Source organism: Shewanella maritima, from assembly GCF_043643735.1.
In the GTDB taxonomy this organism is placed as follows: domain Bacteria; phylum Pseudomonadota; class Gammaproteobacteria; order Enterobacterales; family Shewanellaceae; genus Shewanella; species Shewanella maritima_A.
Genome location: NZ_JBHZSM010000002.1, coordinates 413,788 through 432,505, shown reverse-complemented (window position 1 = coordinate 432,505; position 18,718 = coordinate 413,788). Strand labels below are relative to the sequence as shown.

Annotated in this window: 15 protein-coding genes; 6 read left to right on the top strand and 9 right to left on the bottom strand. The window is 42.2% G+C overall.

Annotated elements, in window-relative coordinates:
• Window positions 1–231: 231 nt before the first annotated feature.
• Complete coding sequence (locus ACHUGF_RS04010; RefSeq protein ID WP_394129493.1) at window positions 232–2,160, top strand: B12-binding domain-containing radical SAM protein; 1,929 nt, start codon at window positions 232–234, stop codon at window positions 2,158–2,160.
• Window positions 2,161–2,460: 300 nt separating this feature from the next.
• Here the strand turns inward: ACHUGF_RS04010 and ACHUGF_RS04005 are convergent, their stop codons facing one another.
• Window positions 2,461–5,136: a TonB-dependent receptor domain-containing protein gene (locus ACHUGF_RS04005; protein ID WP_394129492.1), complete on the bottom strand. Its 2,676-nt coding sequence runs from the start codon at window positions 5,134–5,136 to the stop codon at window positions 2,461–2,463.
• 112 nt (window positions 5,137–5,248) lie between these two features.
• Window positions 5,249–8,089, bottom strand: coding sequence for a hypothetical protein (locus ACHUGF_RS04000; RefSeq protein WP_394129491.1), 2,841 nt, complete (start codon window positions 8,087–8,089; stop codon window positions 5,249–5,251).
• A 347-nt stretch (window positions 8,090–8,436) separates the two neighbouring features.
• Between ACHUGF_RS04000 and ACHUGF_RS03995 the strand changes: the two genes are divergently transcribed.
• A complete protein-coding gene (locus ACHUGF_RS03995) occupies window positions 8,437–8,970 on the top strand; it encodes a pilus assembly FimT family protein (protein ID WP_394129490.1) in 534 nt (177 codons plus the stop codon).
• A gap of 158 nt (window positions 8,971–9,128) precedes the next feature.
• Here ACHUGF_RS03995 and ACHUGF_RS03990 read toward each other — a convergent pair whose 3' ends face one another.
• From ACHUGF_RS03990 to ACHUGF_RS03965, 6 genes are all read right to left on the bottom strand, one after another.
• Complete coding sequence (locus ACHUGF_RS03990; RefSeq protein ID WP_394129489.1) at window positions 9,129–9,509, bottom strand: energy transducer TonB; 381 nt, start codon at window positions 9,507–9,509, stop codon at window positions 9,129–9,131.
• A gap of 119 nt (window positions 9,510–9,628) precedes the next feature.
• The gene (locus ACHUGF_RS03985; protein ID WP_394129488.1) at window positions 9,629–9,829 is read right to left on the bottom strand and encodes a hypothetical protein; all 201 of its coding nucleotides are present in this window, start codon (window positions 9,827–9,829) and stop codon (window positions 9,629–9,631) included.
• Window positions 9,830–10,434: 605 nt separating this feature from the next.
• Window positions 10,435–11,709, bottom strand: a complete 1,275-nt coding sequence (locus tag ACHUGF_RS03980) for a M56 family metallopeptidase (protein WP_394129487.1) — start codon at window positions 11,707–11,709, stop codon at window positions 10,435–10,437.
• Window positions 11,709–12,086, bottom strand: coding sequence for a BlaI/MecI/CopY family transcriptional regulator (locus ACHUGF_RS03975; RefSeq protein WP_394129486.1), 378 nt, complete (start codon window positions 12,084–12,086; stop codon window positions 11,709–11,711). The genes ACHUGF_RS03980 and ACHUGF_RS03975 overlap by 1 nt, the downstream gene beginning before the upstream one ends.
• Before the next feature lie 289 nt (window positions 12,087–12,375).
• On the bottom strand, window positions 12,376–12,543 hold the full coding sequence (locus ACHUGF_RS03970; protein WP_394129485.1) for a DUF3012 domain-containing protein: 168 nt from the start codon (window positions 12,541–12,543) through the stop codon (window positions 12,376–12,378).
• 84 nt (window positions 12,544–12,627) lie between these two features.
• Window positions 12,628–12,987: a SpoIIAA family protein gene (locus ACHUGF_RS03965; RefSeq protein ID WP_394129484.1), complete on the bottom strand. Its 360-nt coding sequence runs from the start codon at window positions 12,985–12,987 to the stop codon at window positions 12,628–12,630.
• A 242-nt stretch (window positions 12,988–13,229) separates the two neighbouring features.
• Between ACHUGF_RS03965 and arfB the strand changes: the two genes are divergently transcribed.
• The 4 genes from arfB to ACHUGF_RS03945 all read left to right on the top strand — a co-directional run bounded on the left by arfB (window position 13,230) and on the right by ACHUGF_RS03945 (window position 16,186).
• Complete coding sequence (gene arfB / locus ACHUGF_RS03960; RefSeq protein WP_394129483.1) at window positions 13,230–13,646, top strand: alternative ribosome rescue aminoacyl-tRNA hydrolase ArfB; 417 nt, start codon at window positions 13,230–13,232, stop codon at window positions 13,644–13,646.
• 116 nt (window positions 13,647–13,762) lie between these two features.
• Window positions 13,763–14,203, top strand: coding sequence for a type II 3-dehydroquinate dehydratase (gene aroQ, locus ACHUGF_RS03955; protein ID WP_394129482.1), 441 nt, complete (start codon window positions 13,763–13,765; stop codon window positions 14,201–14,203).
• 21 nt (window positions 14,204–14,224) lie between these two features.
• Window positions 14,225–14,617, top strand: coding sequence for a DUF3859 domain-containing protein (locus ACHUGF_RS03950; RefSeq protein WP_394129481.1), 393 nt, complete (start codon window positions 14,225–14,227; stop codon window positions 14,615–14,617).
• Between the two features lie 561 nt (window positions 14,618–15,178).
• Window positions 15,179–16,186, top strand: coding sequence for a class I SAM-dependent rRNA methyltransferase (locus ACHUGF_RS03945; protein ID WP_394129480.1), 1,008 nt, complete (start codon window positions 15,179–15,181; stop codon window positions 16,184–16,186).
• 165 nt (window positions 16,187–16,351) lie between these two features.
• Here the strand turns inward: ACHUGF_RS03945 and ACHUGF_RS03940 are convergent, their stop codons facing one another.
• Window positions 16,352–18,283 carry a tetratricopeptide repeat-containing diguanylate cyclase gene (locus ACHUGF_RS03940; RefSeq protein WP_394129479.1) on the bottom strand — a complete coding sequence of 644 codons (1,932 nt, stop codon included), beginning with the start codon at window positions 18,281–18,283 and terminating at the stop codon, window positions 16,352–16,354.
• Window positions 18,284–18,718 lie beyond the last annotated feature (435 nt).

Sequence of the window (18,718 nt, the reverse complement as noted above, 5' to 3'; positions counted from 1 at the left end):
GGGTTAATTTATTAACCCCAATTAAGCACTGTGAGAGTTAAATGATTCTCTCTCCTCACTTGCTACAAATTTCCTCATTAACCATTAACATGCACGGCTACTTCTGTAGCTAACGCAATTAACAGGATTTGAGCCACTAATACTGCTAGAATATCGCCTTATTTTAATTGGTACTCAACAATTTCCTGTGTACCTATTAATCTCATTATTATATTGAATTGTAAGGCTGCTATGACCGTTCTTTTGATGACACCGCCGATGACCCAGCTAAATACACCGTACCCAGCAACAGCGTATTTAACTGGTTTTTTGCGCTCACGAGGCTATGCAGCAGAGCAACGCGATCCTGCCATTGAGCTGTTTTTAGAAATGATGACGGCGCCAGCATTAGAGATTATTCGTCAACATGTAGAAGCGAACTTTGAGCATTTTGAAGATGATGAACTGCCACCCGCGGTGCATGCTTTTTTAGCTGACTTTGAGCGTTATCACCAATGTGTGGAAGCAGCAATCCGCTTTTTACAGGGTAAAGACCCAAGCTTAGCATTGCGTATTAACTCACGCCGTTTTTTGCCTGAAGGCCCTGCATTTGATGCCATTGCTCAAATGGAAGCCATATCGGGTGATGTACTGCAAGCGGCGTTCGGTAACCTTGGGGTGCAAGATAAAGCCAAATATCTCGCCACTTTATTTATTAATGACTTATCTAGTGTCATCACTCAGGGCGTTGACCCCTATTTTGAGGTCAGCCGTTACGGTGAACAACTCGCCGCCGCTAATCCAAGCTTTGATAACCTCTACGATACCTTAATGGATGAGCCCACCTTTAGCTCTGAAATTCTAGAACAATTGGTCGAGCATTACTTAGAAGAAACACAACCAAGCGTAGTGGCATTAACCGTGCCATTTCCGGGTAACATGCTCGGCGCATTGCGTATCGCTCAAACCTGTAAAGCGATTAACCCTGAACTACCAATCGTGTTAGGTGGTGGCTTTATTAACACCGAGTTACGCGCCCTAAAAGACTCACGAGTATTCGAGTTTGTCGATTTCATTTGTTTAGACGATGGCGAACGCCCGTTGATCACCCTGCTTGAATACTTTCAAGGCCAACGTGAGGTTGATGAGTTAGTCCGCACCTACTTCTTAGCCGAAAACGAACAAGGTGAAGTGTATGTTCACTTAAATGAAAACACCGAGCTGCATGATATTCCCCAAGCCGATGTGGGTGCGCCAATCTACGATGGTCTGCCACTTGATGAATACCTGTCATTATGTGAAATGCTCAATCCCATGCACCGTATTTGGAGTGATGGTCGCTGGAATAAGCTCACCATCGCCCATGGCTGTTACTGGCGTAAATGTAGTTTTTGCGATGTCAGCCTAGATTATATTGACCGCTACGACACTGCAGGTGCAGACGCGTTAGTCGATCGCATTGAGCAATTAATTGAAGAAACCGGCCAAACGGGATTCCATTTTGTCGATGAAGCCTTACCGCCAAAAACCTTATTTGCCTTTGCAAAGCGTTTAATTGAGCGCAATGTGGTCATCAGTTGGTGGGGCAATATTCGATTTGAGCGAACCTTTAGTCAGGCTCGCTGCCAATTACTGGCCGACTCAGGCTGCGTAGCAGTGAGCGGCGGGTTAGAAGTGGCATCAGATCGCTTATTAAAGCTAATGAAAAAAGGTGTGAGTGTTGAACGTGTCGCCCATGTGACTAAAGCCTTTAGCGATGCCGGCATTATGGTGCATGCCTACTTGATGTATGGTTTCCCGACACAAACAGAGCAAGAGACCATCGACTCGTTAGAAATGGTACGTCAAATGATGCAGCAAGGTTGTTTCCAATCTGCGTACTGGCATCGTTTTGTGGCCACCGTTCACAGCCCAATAGGCATGAATCCAGAGCAGTTTGGGATTACTTTGGTAGAACAACCGGAAATATTATTTGCTGAGAACGATGTCGATTTTATCGACCCGACAGGCACCGATCATCAAATGTTAGGTGAAGGGCTACGAAAAGCGATTTATAACTATATGCATGGCATTGGTTTTGAACAACCCATGAGTTTTTGGTTTGATCAAGAGGTGGCAAAAACAACCATGAAGCCTGACCTCATCTCTACGGCAATTAAGCAGTTTATTGATAGTCATTAGCGGTGCAATTAGCAGTGAAATGATAAGGTAAGATAACCTGAGCTCAAGAAAAGAAAAGGCCACTTACTTGTTCAAGGTAAGTGGCCATATAGATCTTGCGCAACTGAAATGATGAGGAACGATTGCCCAAAACCCATATTGAGGTTACCGATGGGTATCTAATACCAATCGGTGAATTAGGTGGTGTTGCTGACTACCTTACGCATCAGTTTGGAGCATCTGCTTTTGACCGGCGGGTCAACTGATAATCAACAACACCGTTTCAACGTCTAGCCATATCTGAGCTTGGCTTTACTCCAGTTAGTACTGGTAGCTAAACTGCAAGGTAAACTCACGTCCAGGCTCTTTGGCATAAACGATGTTATCTTGCTGATCATACTCAGTTTTCTCACCTAATAAGTTTTTCGCTTTAAACTTCAGCGACATACCATCAGTTGGGAAAAAGCTATAAGTAAAATCTAAACTATGGAATGGCTGTTCATATACGTCATCCAAGCCACCACGACCACCATAAGCAATACGCTCGCCAAAGACGTTATACACAAGTGTTGCTGCGTGTAGTTCGTTATCAGCATCGTAGCTTAGCTGCATGTTAGCCACCCATTGAGAGTGACCCGTCATGCGGCGAGTCTCGTTAGTTGGGTCAATCTCACCATTAGGCTCGATTTCAATTTCTGAATCACCCAAGGTTAAGTTACCGACAATAAAGAACTCGCTCCAAACGCTGTCTTCACCAGCAATAAAGTCGAGGTTTTGTAAAAACTCAGTTTCAAGACCGTATACGTAGCCTGAATTCGCGTTATAGAATTTCAGCTGACGCCCTGCTTCTGAAATTCGCTGAATCGGCTCAATCGGCGCGGCAACATCTTTATAGAAAGCACCAACAGAGAAGTTATTGCCTTCATCAGAGTAGTACTCCCAACGGGCATCAAAGTTGTTGATGCTTGAACTTTCTAGCTCTGGGTTACCAAAGAAATCAAAACCAGTAACAGGATCTTGGAATCGAACAGGTGACACTTCACGTAAATCAGGGCGAACAATCGTTTTACTCGCACCAAAGCGCCATTGGGTGGTGTCTGTTTGTTTCCAAGTGACTGTGGCTGACGGGAACCAATCATCTTCAGCAATCACATAGTCAGTTAACTCGTAACGACCACCTTCATCTGAAATTTCACCTTCAGGGGTAATGGGCAGTGTAGTACGGCGGAAGTCTTCATAACGTACACCCGCATACACGCGCCATACATCATCAAAGTCGGCATCAATCATAAAGAATGCCGCATCGTTTTTCTCGGCAGCAACATAATCTTCCGTGTCAGTTGAGGCATCTTTGAGTTCGATATCTAAGATGTCATCACTGATGTTGCTATCAGAGAAAATGTCATCGAAATCGTCTGATAAAATATCACCGTTTGGATCGGTAGGACTCAGCCCCACATCAAAACCTAGGCGAGTTGCGTAGCTTTCACGGGTACGGTCATAGTATTCGTAACCGCCAGTGAACTTAACAATCGCGTTATCAAACTCAACTGGCAAGGTGTAATCCCAGCTGTAGTTGGTGCTGTCATCTTCAAGGCGGCTATAGACATACTTAGGCGCATCTTGTGTATTGAGGTTACGCGACAATAACTGGTTGTTATCGTCTAATACCACATTGTAGGTGTAGCTTAATTCATTAGGTGCTTTACGCTGCGAACGTGCATCGGAATACATCCAATTGAATTCAGAATCCCAAAGAAAATCAATAAAGTGCTGACCTTTAATTTGATTGCTGATCAAAGTACGTTCTTCATAATCGATGTTATACACTTGCAGAGCATTAGGCTCACCAATGGTATCAATGGTTTCTTCAAGCGCGATGGACACATCATCTGAGGTATCACGTAAGTATGTGGTGTAGGTTTCAATTTTATGGTCGTAACCAATTTCTAAACCTAGGTTGATCATGCCTGACATTTGCACAATTGAATCTGTACCAACTACATCTTTCGCATTTTCAATCTGCACTTCATTTGCATCACCATCTAACTCAACATCTAGCTTGGTATAGTTCTCGGCCTGATTCTTATAAGACACGGCTGACAGTACGCCAAACACAACATCATCAGTAATATCCCAACGATCACCTATCGCAATGTCACCGCTATAACCAGGTGAAGTACTTTCGGTTTTAATTGCCATATCACGGTTAATATCAAGGGCTAAATCACGGTTCATCGCTTGGGCTGTTTGATAATCAATCGCCCCATTAGAACCTGTGACAATATCAATTGGACTAATACCGCCAAACTGGTTAATGGTGCCATTAATGCTTGATGGCATTGCACGCGTACCATCATCTTTGCCCATCCAATCATCTGAGCCACCATTGTAGGTATAGGTGTCATCAGAATCATTGGTGTTATAGCGGCCACTAATAGAAGCCTTAAAAAAGAAATCTGCTGGAATGGCTTTGGTGCGAATATCCACATGACCACCACCAAATGCGGCAGGCTTTGAGGCAGATGCTGACTTTTGTACCGATAAAGATTCTATAATCGATGATGGGAACATATCTAGCGGTACAACGTTACGGGTTGGGTCTGGCGATGGCACCTTGGCACCATTTAAAGAAGTCGAAGAATAACGCTCGCCTAAACCACGTACATAAATAAACTTGCCATCTTTTAGGGTAAGACCGGTTACACGACGAAGCGCGGCGGCTGCGTCACTGTCACCCGTTCTTGAAATTTGTTCTGCGCCCATAATGTCAGCAACGTTAATTTGCTCACGACGCTCTTCTGTTGCGGCCGATGCTGATGTACGCAAACGCCCAGTGATTTTGATTACCTCGATGTCTTCAATGGGAAAATCTTCACCTGGGTCAACATCATCATTTGCAAAAACAGGCTGCGCGGTAAAAATAGTCGCTGCCGAAATTGCCGAAATCACGGCAAGGTGTAGCTTGTTAGCAGTAAAGCTCGGCTTGATTTTCATTGCTATTACTATCCTGTGTAAGGTGTGAGATAGCCGCTTTCCAACTTTAAAGAGAAGCTGGGGAGCTAGAAAGCGGCTATAAACTTGGCTAACTTAACGAGAAGCTAAGGAATTACTGTGCTTGTGGAGCATAGGTCCAGCCTTCACGCCAGTCAGTTGTACCGTCAAATGCACCGATGTAATCAGTCGCTTCAAAGAAGCTATCTTCAGTGCTTAGGTCATGGCCATTACCAAGTAGCACAGTGTCATTTGCAGCAGGTACACCATTTGTCAGAGTAGCTTGTGCAGTTGAGTTACCGTCTTGACCTAGGAACCAAGTTTCGACGTCTACTGTGAGGTTGTTAGCTGGGTCTGAGCTGTTGCTGAACTTGAATGGTTCATTACAGTCGATAATCGAGTGCATGATAGATAGCGAACCATCATTAACGTTATCAACTAGACCTGAGTAAGTACCATCTAGCTCTAGACACTCACCAGACTCAGTTTCAGCAGTGCTACCTTTGCGGCCATGCACTAACACGTTGTATAACTTCGCTGCTGTCGCGACACGTAATAAGATGCCTTCACCTTTGTCACCGCTGGCGTTTTCAATATCGACACCTGGCTCAATTGTGAAGTTAGCAAGCATTGGCATAGATGTTGGCGTATCACCGTCGCTCTTGTGGCTATCACCTTCAATACCACGGTTAGCCGCACCATCTTCGTGAGTAATATGCACAAACTGCGCTTTACCCGTCCAGCCGTTAGTCCAGTCTAATGAGTCATCAAAGTTTTCAGTTAAGTAAACGTACTTGATATTGACTGCACCACCCCAGAACTCAACACCATCGTCACCGTTTGCATGCACCTGAATGTGGTCAACTTGCGTGCCGCTACCCACTGCTGCGAATGAGATACCGTTCATTTCTTGCGTGTCGTTCACTTTAAAGCCTGCGTACTTAACCACTACATGGCTAATTTGACCGCTGCTTTCGGTGTTGTCGTTACCACCATAACTGTGACTACCCACCTCGAATGCAACGTCACATGCGTTTTTATCAGGACACTTGTTCGTTAGGCCGTTACCCAGAATCACTAAACCGCCCCATTGGCCGCGCTCACCCGTTGCACCAGTTAGCACATCTTCTTCAGAGGTCATCACGATTGGATGTTCAGCAGTACCTTGTGCCATGATTTTAGAACCGCGGCTGACGGCAATGTAACTGTCAGAAGTAGAGAAGATATTGACACCCGCTTGAATGCCGAGTGTGGCAGAGTTTTCATTATCGCCACCCACAACAATCGCACCGCCATCAAGTTTGTACATAACATTTTGACCAGCAAGCAGTGTGGTGTTGCTCAGTACATTACCTTGAAGAGTACACACTAATGTCACTGATGCACCTTTGTATAAACCGTCTACTACTGTCTCTGAAGTCGTCCCTACAGGGCAAGATGTCAGCACGGGTAAAGTTGCTGGCTCAGTAGACTCACCATGAATGTCAGTAGTCCAATCCATTGTCCAATCGTTAGTACCGTCAAATGCACCTATGTACTGCGCATCATCTAAACGATCGTCCATATTAGACAGGTCAGCTTTACCACCCGTTAATGCTACTGATGAACTGTTTGGCATATAACCGTTTAGGTCAGATGCGCCCTCAAGGTTACCGTCTTGACCTTTGAACCATGCTTCAACGTCGAGCGCTAATGTGCGGCCTTCTTCAGCATCTGGCTGGGCATCTTTAAATGGTTCAACACAATCAATTAAGCTATTTTCAACCACTAGCATGTCGCTGTTAGCGTTGTTGACCGTGTTGTCGTCGTTCACTTCTAAACATTCGCCAGAGTCAACGTCGCCTTTAACAAGAAGGTTGTAGGCGTTTACTGCTGTGCCTTTACGGAAAAGAATACCTTCAGCTGCATCGCCACCACTGTTTTCACCGTTGGCAACGTTAATCGTGAAGTTAGCAAGCGTAGGATTAGACATAGGCGTTGCATTGGCGTCACTGTTACTATCTGCTTCAATACCACGGTTTGAGCCATTGTCAGCTTGGCGGATATAAACGTGTTGCGCACTACCTTGCCAACCGTTAGTCCAATCTAATGAATCGTCAAAGTTGTTAGTCAATACAACGTGAGAGATAGAAACGTTACCACCCCAGAACTCAACGCCATCGTCTTTGTTTTCATGTATCTGGATGTAGTCCACTTCAGTACCACTACCCACACCTGCAAAGCTGATACCGTTCATTTCTTGGGTATCGTTGATTTTGAAGCCACCAAACTCAACGCGCACATATTTTAGTGAACCAGAGTTATCTGTTTCGTCGTTACCACCGTAGTTATGGCTGCCAACTTCGAACGCCGCATCACACGCACTTAAGTCAGGGCAAGTGTTAACTGGTGCATTACCCAGTAGTACTAAGCCGCCCCACTGACCTGCTTCGCCTGCTTGGCCAAGTGCCGTCACTGAAGAAGTAAATACGATTGGCGCATCTTTAGTGCCTTCAGCCATGATCTTAGAACCACGGCTAATCACGAGATATGAATCGCTGCCACCAAGCACTTTAGTGCCTGGTTGAATAGTCAGCTCTACTGAGTCTGCGTTATCACCACCCGCAACCACTGCGCCATCTAATAGCCATACCACATCATTACCTAAAATGATGCTGCTGCCATCTTGTCCACCCGCATCACCTATAGTTGATGCTGCAGTTGAAGGACTCAGCGTACCTTTTAACTGCCAAACTTCTTTTCCGTCAACTGATGCAAAAGCAGTGCTTTTTTCAGCAAAACCACCATAGGCTTTTTCTTGTGCAGTTTCAGTTGGCTCAGTTGGACCTGGATCAGGTGTTACCGTGTCATCATTGCCGGTATTAATGTTGATATCACCACCACAGCCTGATAGACCAATTGTTGCAGATAGTGCCATTGCTACGGCGCCAAGTTTAAACAGATTTTTCAGTTCCATTGTCATCTCCGAAGATGGAATTAACTCACATTAAGTACAAGAATTTGTTTGCTGGTCGACAAACATAGAGAGCAAAAATGACAAAAAGACTGCGTAAAAATGACGCTTAAACGACACAAGCGTTACGATAATGTTTAAATCCAGCCTAAATAGGGGTTGTAGGAAGGTGAATAGTAGCCACATTTATTACAAAAAATACTCATCTGTATCAGCGGTGGATGCAAAATGTCATCTAATCATCAAAAAAACGACATCTTGTAAACTCGTGCATTTACGTTAAGTAACTGACACAATAATCATCAAGCATGAATTAATAATATGTCTTCAAAAATAAATTAGGGCCTTCTATGACGCGCTTTCCCCCAAAAAAATCAACAGCACTCGGCTTTACCTTAATCGAGTTGGTTGTTGTGATTATTATCCTAGGTATTTTGGCTGTAATTGCTGCACCAAAGTTCATCAACCTAAGCCGTGATGCCAAGATTTCTGCTTTAGAAGGGGTTAAAGCCGCATTCAATAGCACAGCCACATTTGCTTATGCACGCTCATCAATTGAAGGGGTAGAAAAAGATGACCGTAGCCAAGTGATGATGAATGACCTGTTAGTTGAAATGAAATATGGATACCCTGAGGCCTTCGGTGAGAATGGCGGCGTGGGCATAAATCAAGTAATGGACATCGACCCTGCTTTAGAGTTTTGCTTTGCGAGTAGTTGTGATGCAAGTGATGTAAATGTTATTCAGGGTTCATCAACTTATTCTATTGGCTATAACGTGCTATTTGATGAACCAGAGAGCTGCTATGTCCGTTATATCGAACCCACTGGCACAGGTGGACAAGCTGAAACCTATACGATCACCGAAGATTTTACTGGGTGTTAGTTGATTAAAGCCTAAAGGGTCATTTGATTGTTCAGATAGTTGAGCTTGTTGTTACATGGTTAACAGCTAATACGCCGTTAACCATGAGCAACGTTGTCAATATACGCCGCTGATGGAACCAATAAAGTTACAACACGGTTTTTAATGCTCGATTGATATTAACTTTCACCAAAACTGAACTCTGTTATCACATACACAGGCGTCTTTGAGGCATTAGATTCAGAAGGAATATAGTGAATATTTTCTAAGGCTTTTAACGCAAACTTATCCCAAGCGCCTTGGGGCATAGATTCTACTACGGTAGGGTTAAAAATCTCTCCGTTAGAGTCAATGAGGTACTTCACTTTCACTATTCCACTGGTTTTCGGAGGTTTTAGAGCGCCTGTATCAAAACTAAACTCTTCCGCTTTTCTTACCCAATAGTTTGATAAGTTAATTTGATCAACTATTACTGGCTCTTCAGTTAAATATTGCTCTGGCGTTGACGAACAACCACTCAACATAGCCAAACCAAGACATAACACCATTATTATTTTCATAAACAATCCTTGTAAAAATCATTAAAAAATTGAAGATAAATGACAAAAGTAGACGCTGACATCTTAGAATTTAGCGTCTGTAGGTACCCAATGCTCATACTCTGGATAAGCGGTAACCTTTATTGCTGAATATTTTTTTTGAATGCTAATACAGCTACATAAATCAGCCCAAAAAGTGGAAAAAGCGAAAAGAAAAAGCCAATCAAGGTTGCGACTTTAGGCGTTTCAGATTTCTTTTTCGCTAAGAAGTAACAAACTGTCGTATTGAGTAGAATAAAGACCATTAGCAATTGCCCCATCAAAGTTGCATTTACATTCATATAAATTCCTTTTTATTCTAATTCCTTAAATAGATTTCCTGTTTACTGCAAAATTTAATAATTGCACATTTGAAGCAAACCTAATGTTACCTCATGAATCTCTACAACATAAAACGAGTATTCTTGATAGTTCATTTCATCATGCAAACTATTGACGAAAACGGTGTTACAGCATAGGGAGTTTGGGAAGGAGTACTGAAAAACAGCTTGTCGGCGTTCCATGCCCAAGAGTGATAATTAGATTACACTAAAAAAACGATTGTTTTCAATCTTATTCCACTATCAGTAAAACAAAATCATATCGGCATTGATAACGCTGTTAACTTTAAACCTCGCTATGAATTAGTTTAAAAAGCAATCTATTGAGAGAATAATTAAGTGAACAGAAGACCCAAAAAACCAGCTAAGGCTCAAGTAATACGTTGATTAATGCATCGCCATATCCAACCCAAAAATTCAAATATAAAAAATGCTTGATGTCATACACACCAACTTTTCGGCTAAACACAAATAGTTTTCTGAATTAAAAAGCGCTATTTAACAGGTTTAGTTGATCAAGCTAAACCTAGGGTTACCTATCAAAGCAACCTAAAACCTTGTCACTTTTAATGAACTTGAATACGCTCAATTGACTCTTCAGGCTGGTGAATAACAAAATCCAATTGCACTAAACTGCCTTTTTTACCCGCTTTAGATGTCTGATATTGCCATTGCTCTAGTGCTTCTTTTGCTGAGCTATCAAATACGCCTTTAGGTGACGATTTCACAATCTCAACGTTAGACACATTACCTGCAGGGCTGATATCAAATGACAACTGCACATAGCCATTCAGCCCCTCTTTTGCTGCTTGGGCTGGGTACTTAGGTTCAATGCGTATAGTGGGGTACACCACATCTTGCTTAGCTTTTTTTGTCTCAGCTTGATGCTGACTACCCGCATTTACGCTGGGGTTAATGAACAATGCGCAGAGTACTAATGACGCGGTTAGACCTAACATCAGTCCGGTGCTTTTTCCGTGTTGTTTTTTCATCTGTAAGATCCTCTCTTTTAAGATGGTTTTATCTCCATAGTGAGTGTGGAACATGCTTAATGGCGCATGTTGTGAATATGCGAGTAGCGCACGGCTATACGCAATTTTTGAATCCGATACCATGGCTGCTGTCACTGCGGCATCACAGGATAACTCTTGATCATGTCTAAAGCGTTTATACGCTAGCCATGTAATTGGGTTAAACCACATCATTACTGCCAACAAATAAGCAAGCGAATTAGCAATGTGGTCTTTACGTTGAAAGTGGAATTGCTCATGGGCAACAATGGCCTGCTGCTGAGGCTGAGATAATTCAAAAAAGCTTTTTGGCACTAAGACAACTGGGCGAATGACTCCCACGAGCACAGGACTATTCACATATTCGCTTTGTGCTATATCAAGTCGAGTATCAGCCAAGCCAAACTGTGAAGGCTGCGAAACGATATGGGCGTGATGCTTAATTAATCGCAACTGCGCTAGCTGATAACCTAAACGGCAAAGGTGCCATATTAAGCCAACTATATACACACCCAATAATATAAACCAAAGCGTACCCTGATCAGCTGCTAACTGAGTTCCAGCCCGAACTGTATATGTTGCCATTGAGCTGGTAACCGCATTGTCAGAAACCAAACTAAACCACTGAGGCAATGAGATTTGCGCGAGTTCAACCACCAGCAATATTGGCAATAATAACCAGAGTGCATAGGTATAATGTGCGCCCAACTTAACTAAACAAAATCGGTGAGTTAACAATAAGACGGCGCAGGCAATACTCATCAGTACAATGAGCTCTAGTGCGAGTTGTGCGCCTAATTCGATGATGTGACTGCCTCCTTGCATTAACATTACTTTTGCTCCTTATGCCAATCATCTATCAAGGATTGCAGTTCATCCACATCCTCAGCCGATAAGGTGTTATTTTTTGCAAAGCCGGCAACCAAGGGGGATAACTTGCCCGAGAACATACGTTCGACAAAAGACTGTGAGGCTTTCGATGTGTAGTCTTGTTCAGCAATTGATGGCGAGTAATGATAAATTCGCCCTTGCTTTTCATAGCTCACGGCCTCTTTTTTCACTAATCGATTGAGCAGTGTTTTAACCGTTTTCTCGTGCATATCTTGCGTATCAGCCAGTGCTGAAACCAAGTCACTTGAGGTTTGTGGCGACTGCAACCACAACTGTTTTAACACTAATAACTCACTATTACTGATGTCTTTACTCATAACCCTAACCAGTTTTTTTCTTACTGTTGTTGACTAAATGATTCTTACAAAAATATGATTACAAATGTAATCTATAGTTTTAAATTACAATCGTAATCCTAAATAAGCAAGCACTAATTTGATTTTTATTTGTTCAATGGAATTAATGATGATGGATTAATATCTAGAACGCTAAAAGGGGGCAGAGACAGAAATAAGTTAGAAGGTAGAGAAGGTTTAGGAAAAAAAATGCAAAAACAATACTAAGTTCAAGCAGCACACACTGCTTGAACATTAGCTTTAGTCCTACTTAAAACACGCAGTGCTTGGCATAATCTGCCGCTTCATTAGCAGTCCAATTACCTTTGTCTTTCTTGTCCATTTGCTTACACCAGGCTTCGCTACCCACTTCAGGGGCGCATGCTGACAGGCCAACAACTAACAATAAACTTGTGACAACTGCAGTCAGTTTTTTCATTTCTCTTTCCTTTTAGATTTTCATGCCTCATCTCAGCACGAGTGACATCATATGCCTTCAAACGTAAGCTCAAAGCACAATGAGTTAGTCTTTTTTCGCAATCCATGCAATGGCATCTTGCTTGTTTTCAAGGGCAAACCAAGCAATCTCCCCTTGCATGAAGGGACTCAATAAATTAACTGCATTGCCTACCCAGTCTGGTCCACCAACAAATGCTAAAGCATCAAACTCAGGGAAGGTAACTTGTTCAGTGCCCGTCAATGAAGCGATGTCCCAACCTTCGAGTAACACATCAGCCTCAATGTATAAACAGACTCTGCCGTAGGTTTCTCTATATTGCTCAATCTGAGGCAATAATGTGTCGCGATAATCATTAGCAGATAAGCGACCGCTAACAAATAAACTCACTACGCCTGTGGCAATATCCGGAATTTGACTTAACATATAGCCTCCATAAAACCTGAGCTGGCAATGATTGCAGCAATAGTTGCAGATAATAACAAACTCCCCCACTAAACGGGTGATTTAATTGAACCAATTGCGATCTTTGTTAACTGAATGATGCATTTTAATCGACTAGAACGTATTCTGATGTTTCGCATCAGCAAAACACTGCTAACGGTTCAAGCAAGCTATCTTGAATCAACGACTCAACAGCTGCACAACTGACTTTAGGACGCAAGAACATGATTGAGATCAGCCAACGGGTCACCCTTGCAGACCATGAAGTGGAATGGCAATTTGTCCGTTCAAGTGGCGCTGGTGGGCAACACATTAATAAAGTTTCCACCGCTGCCCAATTAATCTTTGATATTAATCAGTCGAGCTTGCCCGACTTTTATAAACAAAGATTGCTAGCCAAGGCCGATCATCGCATTACTAAAAGCGGCAAAGTCATTATTAAATGTCAGCAAAGTCGAAGCCAAGATGCTAACCGACAACAAGCCTTGATGCAGTTTATTGAATTAATTAAGAGTGTGACTTATATACAGAAAGCCCGTATTGCGACTAAAGCAACGAAATCGAGTCAGCGACGACGGGTTGATGCTAAAAAGCAACGTGGAGCGACTAAGGCCCTGCGACGCAAAAATAACGACTATTAATTTATCCACAATTTAGGCTTGTAAAGCCTAAATTGTATGCAAACAAATACTCATTTACCGCAAATTTCGTGTTAAATTACACTGACTAACGCCAACTAAAACAAAAGGATGCTTTCATGGCTGCCAAAATTTTATTAGTGAATGGGCCTAATTTAAATCTACTAGGCCGACGTGAGCCTGGTGTATATGGCAGTGACAACCTCGATACCATCGTCGGCAGCGCAAAGGCGCAAGCACAAGATGCGGGAATGGCATTTGAACATGTTCAATCAAATGCTGAACATGAAATCATTAACGCTATCCATGCAACTGATGCGCAATTTATTGTCATCAACCCAGCGGCATTCACGCACACAAGTGTGGCATTAAGAGATGCCATTTTAGGGGTAAATATTCCGTTCATTGAAGTACATATTTCCAATGTACACGCCCGTGAGCCATTTAGGCATCATTCTTATTTTTCAGATAAAGCTGTAGGGGTAATATGTGGACTGGGCATTCAGGGGTATGAGTTCGCAATACAAGCTGCAATAAACCAGCTAAGCAAGTCGGCTTAAATAGCTTATTTGGCGCACTAAATGAGTAAGTTAAAGGTAGATGTACAAGTCATTCAAGCTGGCATATTTTCAAAGTGGGACTCACAAAGTGCTGCACTGCCAAAGTTTTTACAGGCCACGATACATGTGCCAGCTGAAATAGACATTGAATTTGGTTTTGTAACACGTATTAAAAAAGCAAAGAACCAAAAACTGCGTTACTGCATTTACCACCCCGATATTCCTGATGATAATGGCAATATCCGTCCCCCTTTTGATGGAGAGGTCTACATTAAAGAGAACGATTGGCGCTTTTATCTGGGCGATACCATTTGGGCACCCATTGAAAACAAACTTGGAAACTGGCGCATGACACTCGAACTAAAAGGCAAAGTGATCGCAGAGCGTACCTTTAAAGTCCATTTAGCCGAGTAACCCTAAAACTACTGGTTAGGCAGATTAGTTTGATTGTTGATCCAATCTAATTTTGCAAGATACCTTTGCCGATTTTCGCTCATATTGGTTAGCTCAACAACTTGGGCTAACCATTGCATCGCTTCTTCTGTCTCACCTAATTGATAAAGCACACGAGAGGGTCAAAGTAGGCTTGATGAAAATAAGGTAACTGCTCACCATATTCGTTGTTAAGCAGTACCTATAGAGGATCACCACCTGAGACTCTCTGTTCGATATCGGTGTATTTAAAGGGATGAGGAGTCGCTATTGCAAACTGTAAGTAGAACATAAATGCACCCAAAAATGCCGTCAACATATAAGCTGTAATGATTAACTCTTTTAGCAAAAATACCTCTGCATCACTTTTTATTCTTTTGTTTATTACACTTTCACTTACTTGAAATAACCGTACCTTAGCTTAAATACCTCTCCATGGTCACAGTTTGGCTTCCCTAGAAAAAATATAGTTAGCAAACTCTGTTTAAGCGACCCGCATTAACTTGGTATACTTTACGCTCTTAAATACCTTGAGCAGTTACCATGTCACTTTTGTCACACCTAGAACAGGCTATCACCACGCGTCAACAATTTATGTCACGCGCGGAACAAACCAGCACTGATTGTTATCGCTTATTTCATGGCACTGTTGAAGGTGAAAAGGGGCTCAATATTGATAGATACGGTGATGCTTGGTTAATTCAAAGTTTTCATCAAAGCCTCACTGATGAAGAGATAAGTTTACTTAGGAAGCGCCTACAGCAAATTAACGATTTCCCTGTGGTATATAACGACCGTTCACAGGGCCACTCTCGCATCAATAACTCTCTGGCTGACTCATCTCAACAGTTTGCTCAATCTGAACAAACCATGGCCGAAAATGGCATATTATTTACCAGTAAATTACGCCACGAAGGGCAAGACCCATTATTATTTCTTGATATGCGTATTGGCCGAGAATATATGCGCGCGCATGCTAGCGATAAAACAGTGCTGAATTTATTTTCTTACACCTGTGGTATTGGCACTGCTGCTGCAGTTGGCGGTGCTAAACGCGTGGTCAATGTTGACTTCTCTTCATTTGCCCTTGAAGCTGGTCGCAAAAATGCGCAACTCAATAATGTAGAAAATACCTGTGAATTTATCCAAAGTGATGCATTCCCCGCATTGCGACAATTAGCAGGCTTAAAAGTGGGTGGCAGACGTAATCAACGTTTGCCTAAGTACCCTAAGTTACCTGCTACTCAATTTGATTTAGTCTTCTTAGACCCTCCTCGTTATGCCAAAAGTCCATTCGGCATTGTTGATTTAATCAATGATTATCAATCATTATTTAAACCGGCGGTACTGGCGACGGCTGAGTGCGGTACAGTTGTTTGCTGCAATAATGTGGCGAAGGTAGATAAGCAAGAGTGGTATCAACAATTAGTGCGCTGTGTTGAAAAGCAAGGCAGAAAGGTAGTGCAAAGTCAGTGGTTAGATTGTCATAAAGACTTCCCATCATTTGATAACAATCACCCATTAAAAATTGTTGCGCTAACGCTGGATTAACCGCTCACTAATTACGGCTAACATAACGTATCCTCTGAATTGACTTAATTGGCATAGCTTTAGACTGGCATAGCTGTAGACAGGCATAGCTTTAGACTGGCATAGCTGTAGACAGGCATAGCTCTGAACAGACATAGCTAAAAGCACTCACATAGGTCACGCTTGCTAGCACAATTCAAGCGCGACTCTGGCACAGTTACGCCCTTCTTCTTTTGCAAGATATAACGCACTATCCGCTGCAACTTTCAAACAATGCCAATCTTTCGCAATGGCGCTATTAGGCACAGTGGGCGAAGCACCAATCGACACAGTAATTGAAATATTTCCCTTGGAGGTGGTTATCGGTTTTTGGGCAATAACCTGGTTTAATCGCGTTAAGGCCTGCTGTGGTAATTCTTCCGTTTTGCAGCCTAATAACAACAAAAACTCTTCTCCACCCCAACGAGAAAGGATGTCACCTTCACGAATACTCATAGAAAAACGACGCGCGCACTCTCTAAGCACTTCATCACCCACTTCATGTCCATAAGTATCATTCACCTGTTTAAAGTGATCACAATCAATAATAATGACACTGAAATGCGCAGTTTGAGCATGGCTAGCTCTCATGCTAACAAAATGCTCCATATAGCGTCGATTGAATATTTCGGTCAACTGGTCACGATTAGACTGTTCATATAAGTGCTTATTAGACTGACTTAAATTAACAACACGTTGCTTATAGCCGTTATAACGTTTCAACAAAAACAGAAAAGTTAAGCTGACCAAGAGTATAAACATGATTAACAGGCGTTGACTCAATGCATTTTTTTCTAAAGTCACGGCTGATAAGGCATTCTTTGATTCTAATAGCGCTATTTGCTCCTGTTGCAGCTTATGCTCAAACTTAGCTTGCATTTCAACTGTTTGAGCTTCTCTATTATCAAATAATACTGCTTGAGTGCCTTCATAAAAGCGTTTCAAATGCCAAATTGCGGCAGGGAGATCATTTAATGCTTGATACACATCAGCGAGCAATTGATGACTTTCTAATTGCAAGTTTGTCACTTGTAGTTGCTCAAAAGCTTCCAGCGCCGCAAGACCATCATCTCTAGCTTGGGTCATCTCCCCCAAATTAAATCGAATGATCCCCAAACCAAGCAAGCACTGATTGCGTGCAATGGGATCGTAAACACCTTCAGTAATCGCTAAACATTCAGTAACTACGGCTTTTGCCTGCTGGAACTTGCCAGTATTAAGTAATAACTCAGATTGGGTCCACAACGCGTATTGTAACAGTTGCTTATTAGGTGACTGGGAGGCTATTTCAGTACTTTTTTCACTATATTCAAAAGCCGCTTTTATATCGCCAGCTTCGGCAAACAAATCACTGGCATTACTGTACAAAATCAATACATGTTCATCGGAAATAAAATGACCTTTCAAATATATATTAATGGCTTTTTGATTATATTTAATCGCTTCATCCCAATCTTTAATTAGAGAGTAAACAACTGAAATATTAGAATACACTTTACTCACAAAAGCTCGGTTGGTCGCATCTTTAATCAAACTGATAGCACGTTGATAATCTGCAATTGATGCTTCATAGTTCAATTTTCGCGAATGTAATGCTCCTCGGGTATTCAGGGCTCTAGACAATATTCGTTCATGATTTGATTCGGTGGCTAGCTCAATACTCTCATTAATCATCTCAAATGCTTCATCAGCCACACCTCTACGCGCGGCAATCATCCCTTTTAATGTCATTGCCTCCGCTTGAATCCATAGCGTGGCACTTGCCTTTCCAAGGTGGAGCATTTGATTAGCATGGGTTTGCGCTGATGTTAGGTTACCCTGACTAACATCGATATCATGTAAAATGCGCAACTCAACAGCTTTAAATGTTTTGTCTTTATTAAACAGCCCCTCTTTTTGTAAAGATGCCAGCTGGGCCGATACCCAATCACTTTTCTGCTCAGCTACCATCAGTAACGATAGTAGAAACTTCCCTTCATCAGTGTGATTCAAAATGGCAATGGGATCATCGAGGGAAATATCGGTGAACACACTCGCATGGCTATATGAAGAGAAAAAAACCAGTAGTGCTGTTATCACAAGCAATCGAAATTGTCGCAATATGCCAGATGAAATGAGCAATTTAGCCTCGACAGAGTAAGTTGACTTACCGTTAATTATTTTTTAGATAAACGTTAACGCTACAATATAAAAACCGATAAGCAGGTTCAATGCTAATCAGTTAAATGAAACTATTTGATGCATATGTTGCATACTAATCATGCATAACATCTATTAACCCATCGCAGAGTTCACTCCCTGACAGTGACAAGCAGATCCATGCTAGCCCCTATGGTCCTTTTTCTGTTATGTCACCATCACCATCCTGTACAAATTTAAAGCAACCAATACTGATAATAATTAATAAAATAAAAACTGGATTTTCACTTATATTTATCACTTAAGAAATGTTAAAAACTAATTACTTCAACGCTATTCACAGCCACCAACAAACTACCTTTTAATTACTCCAAA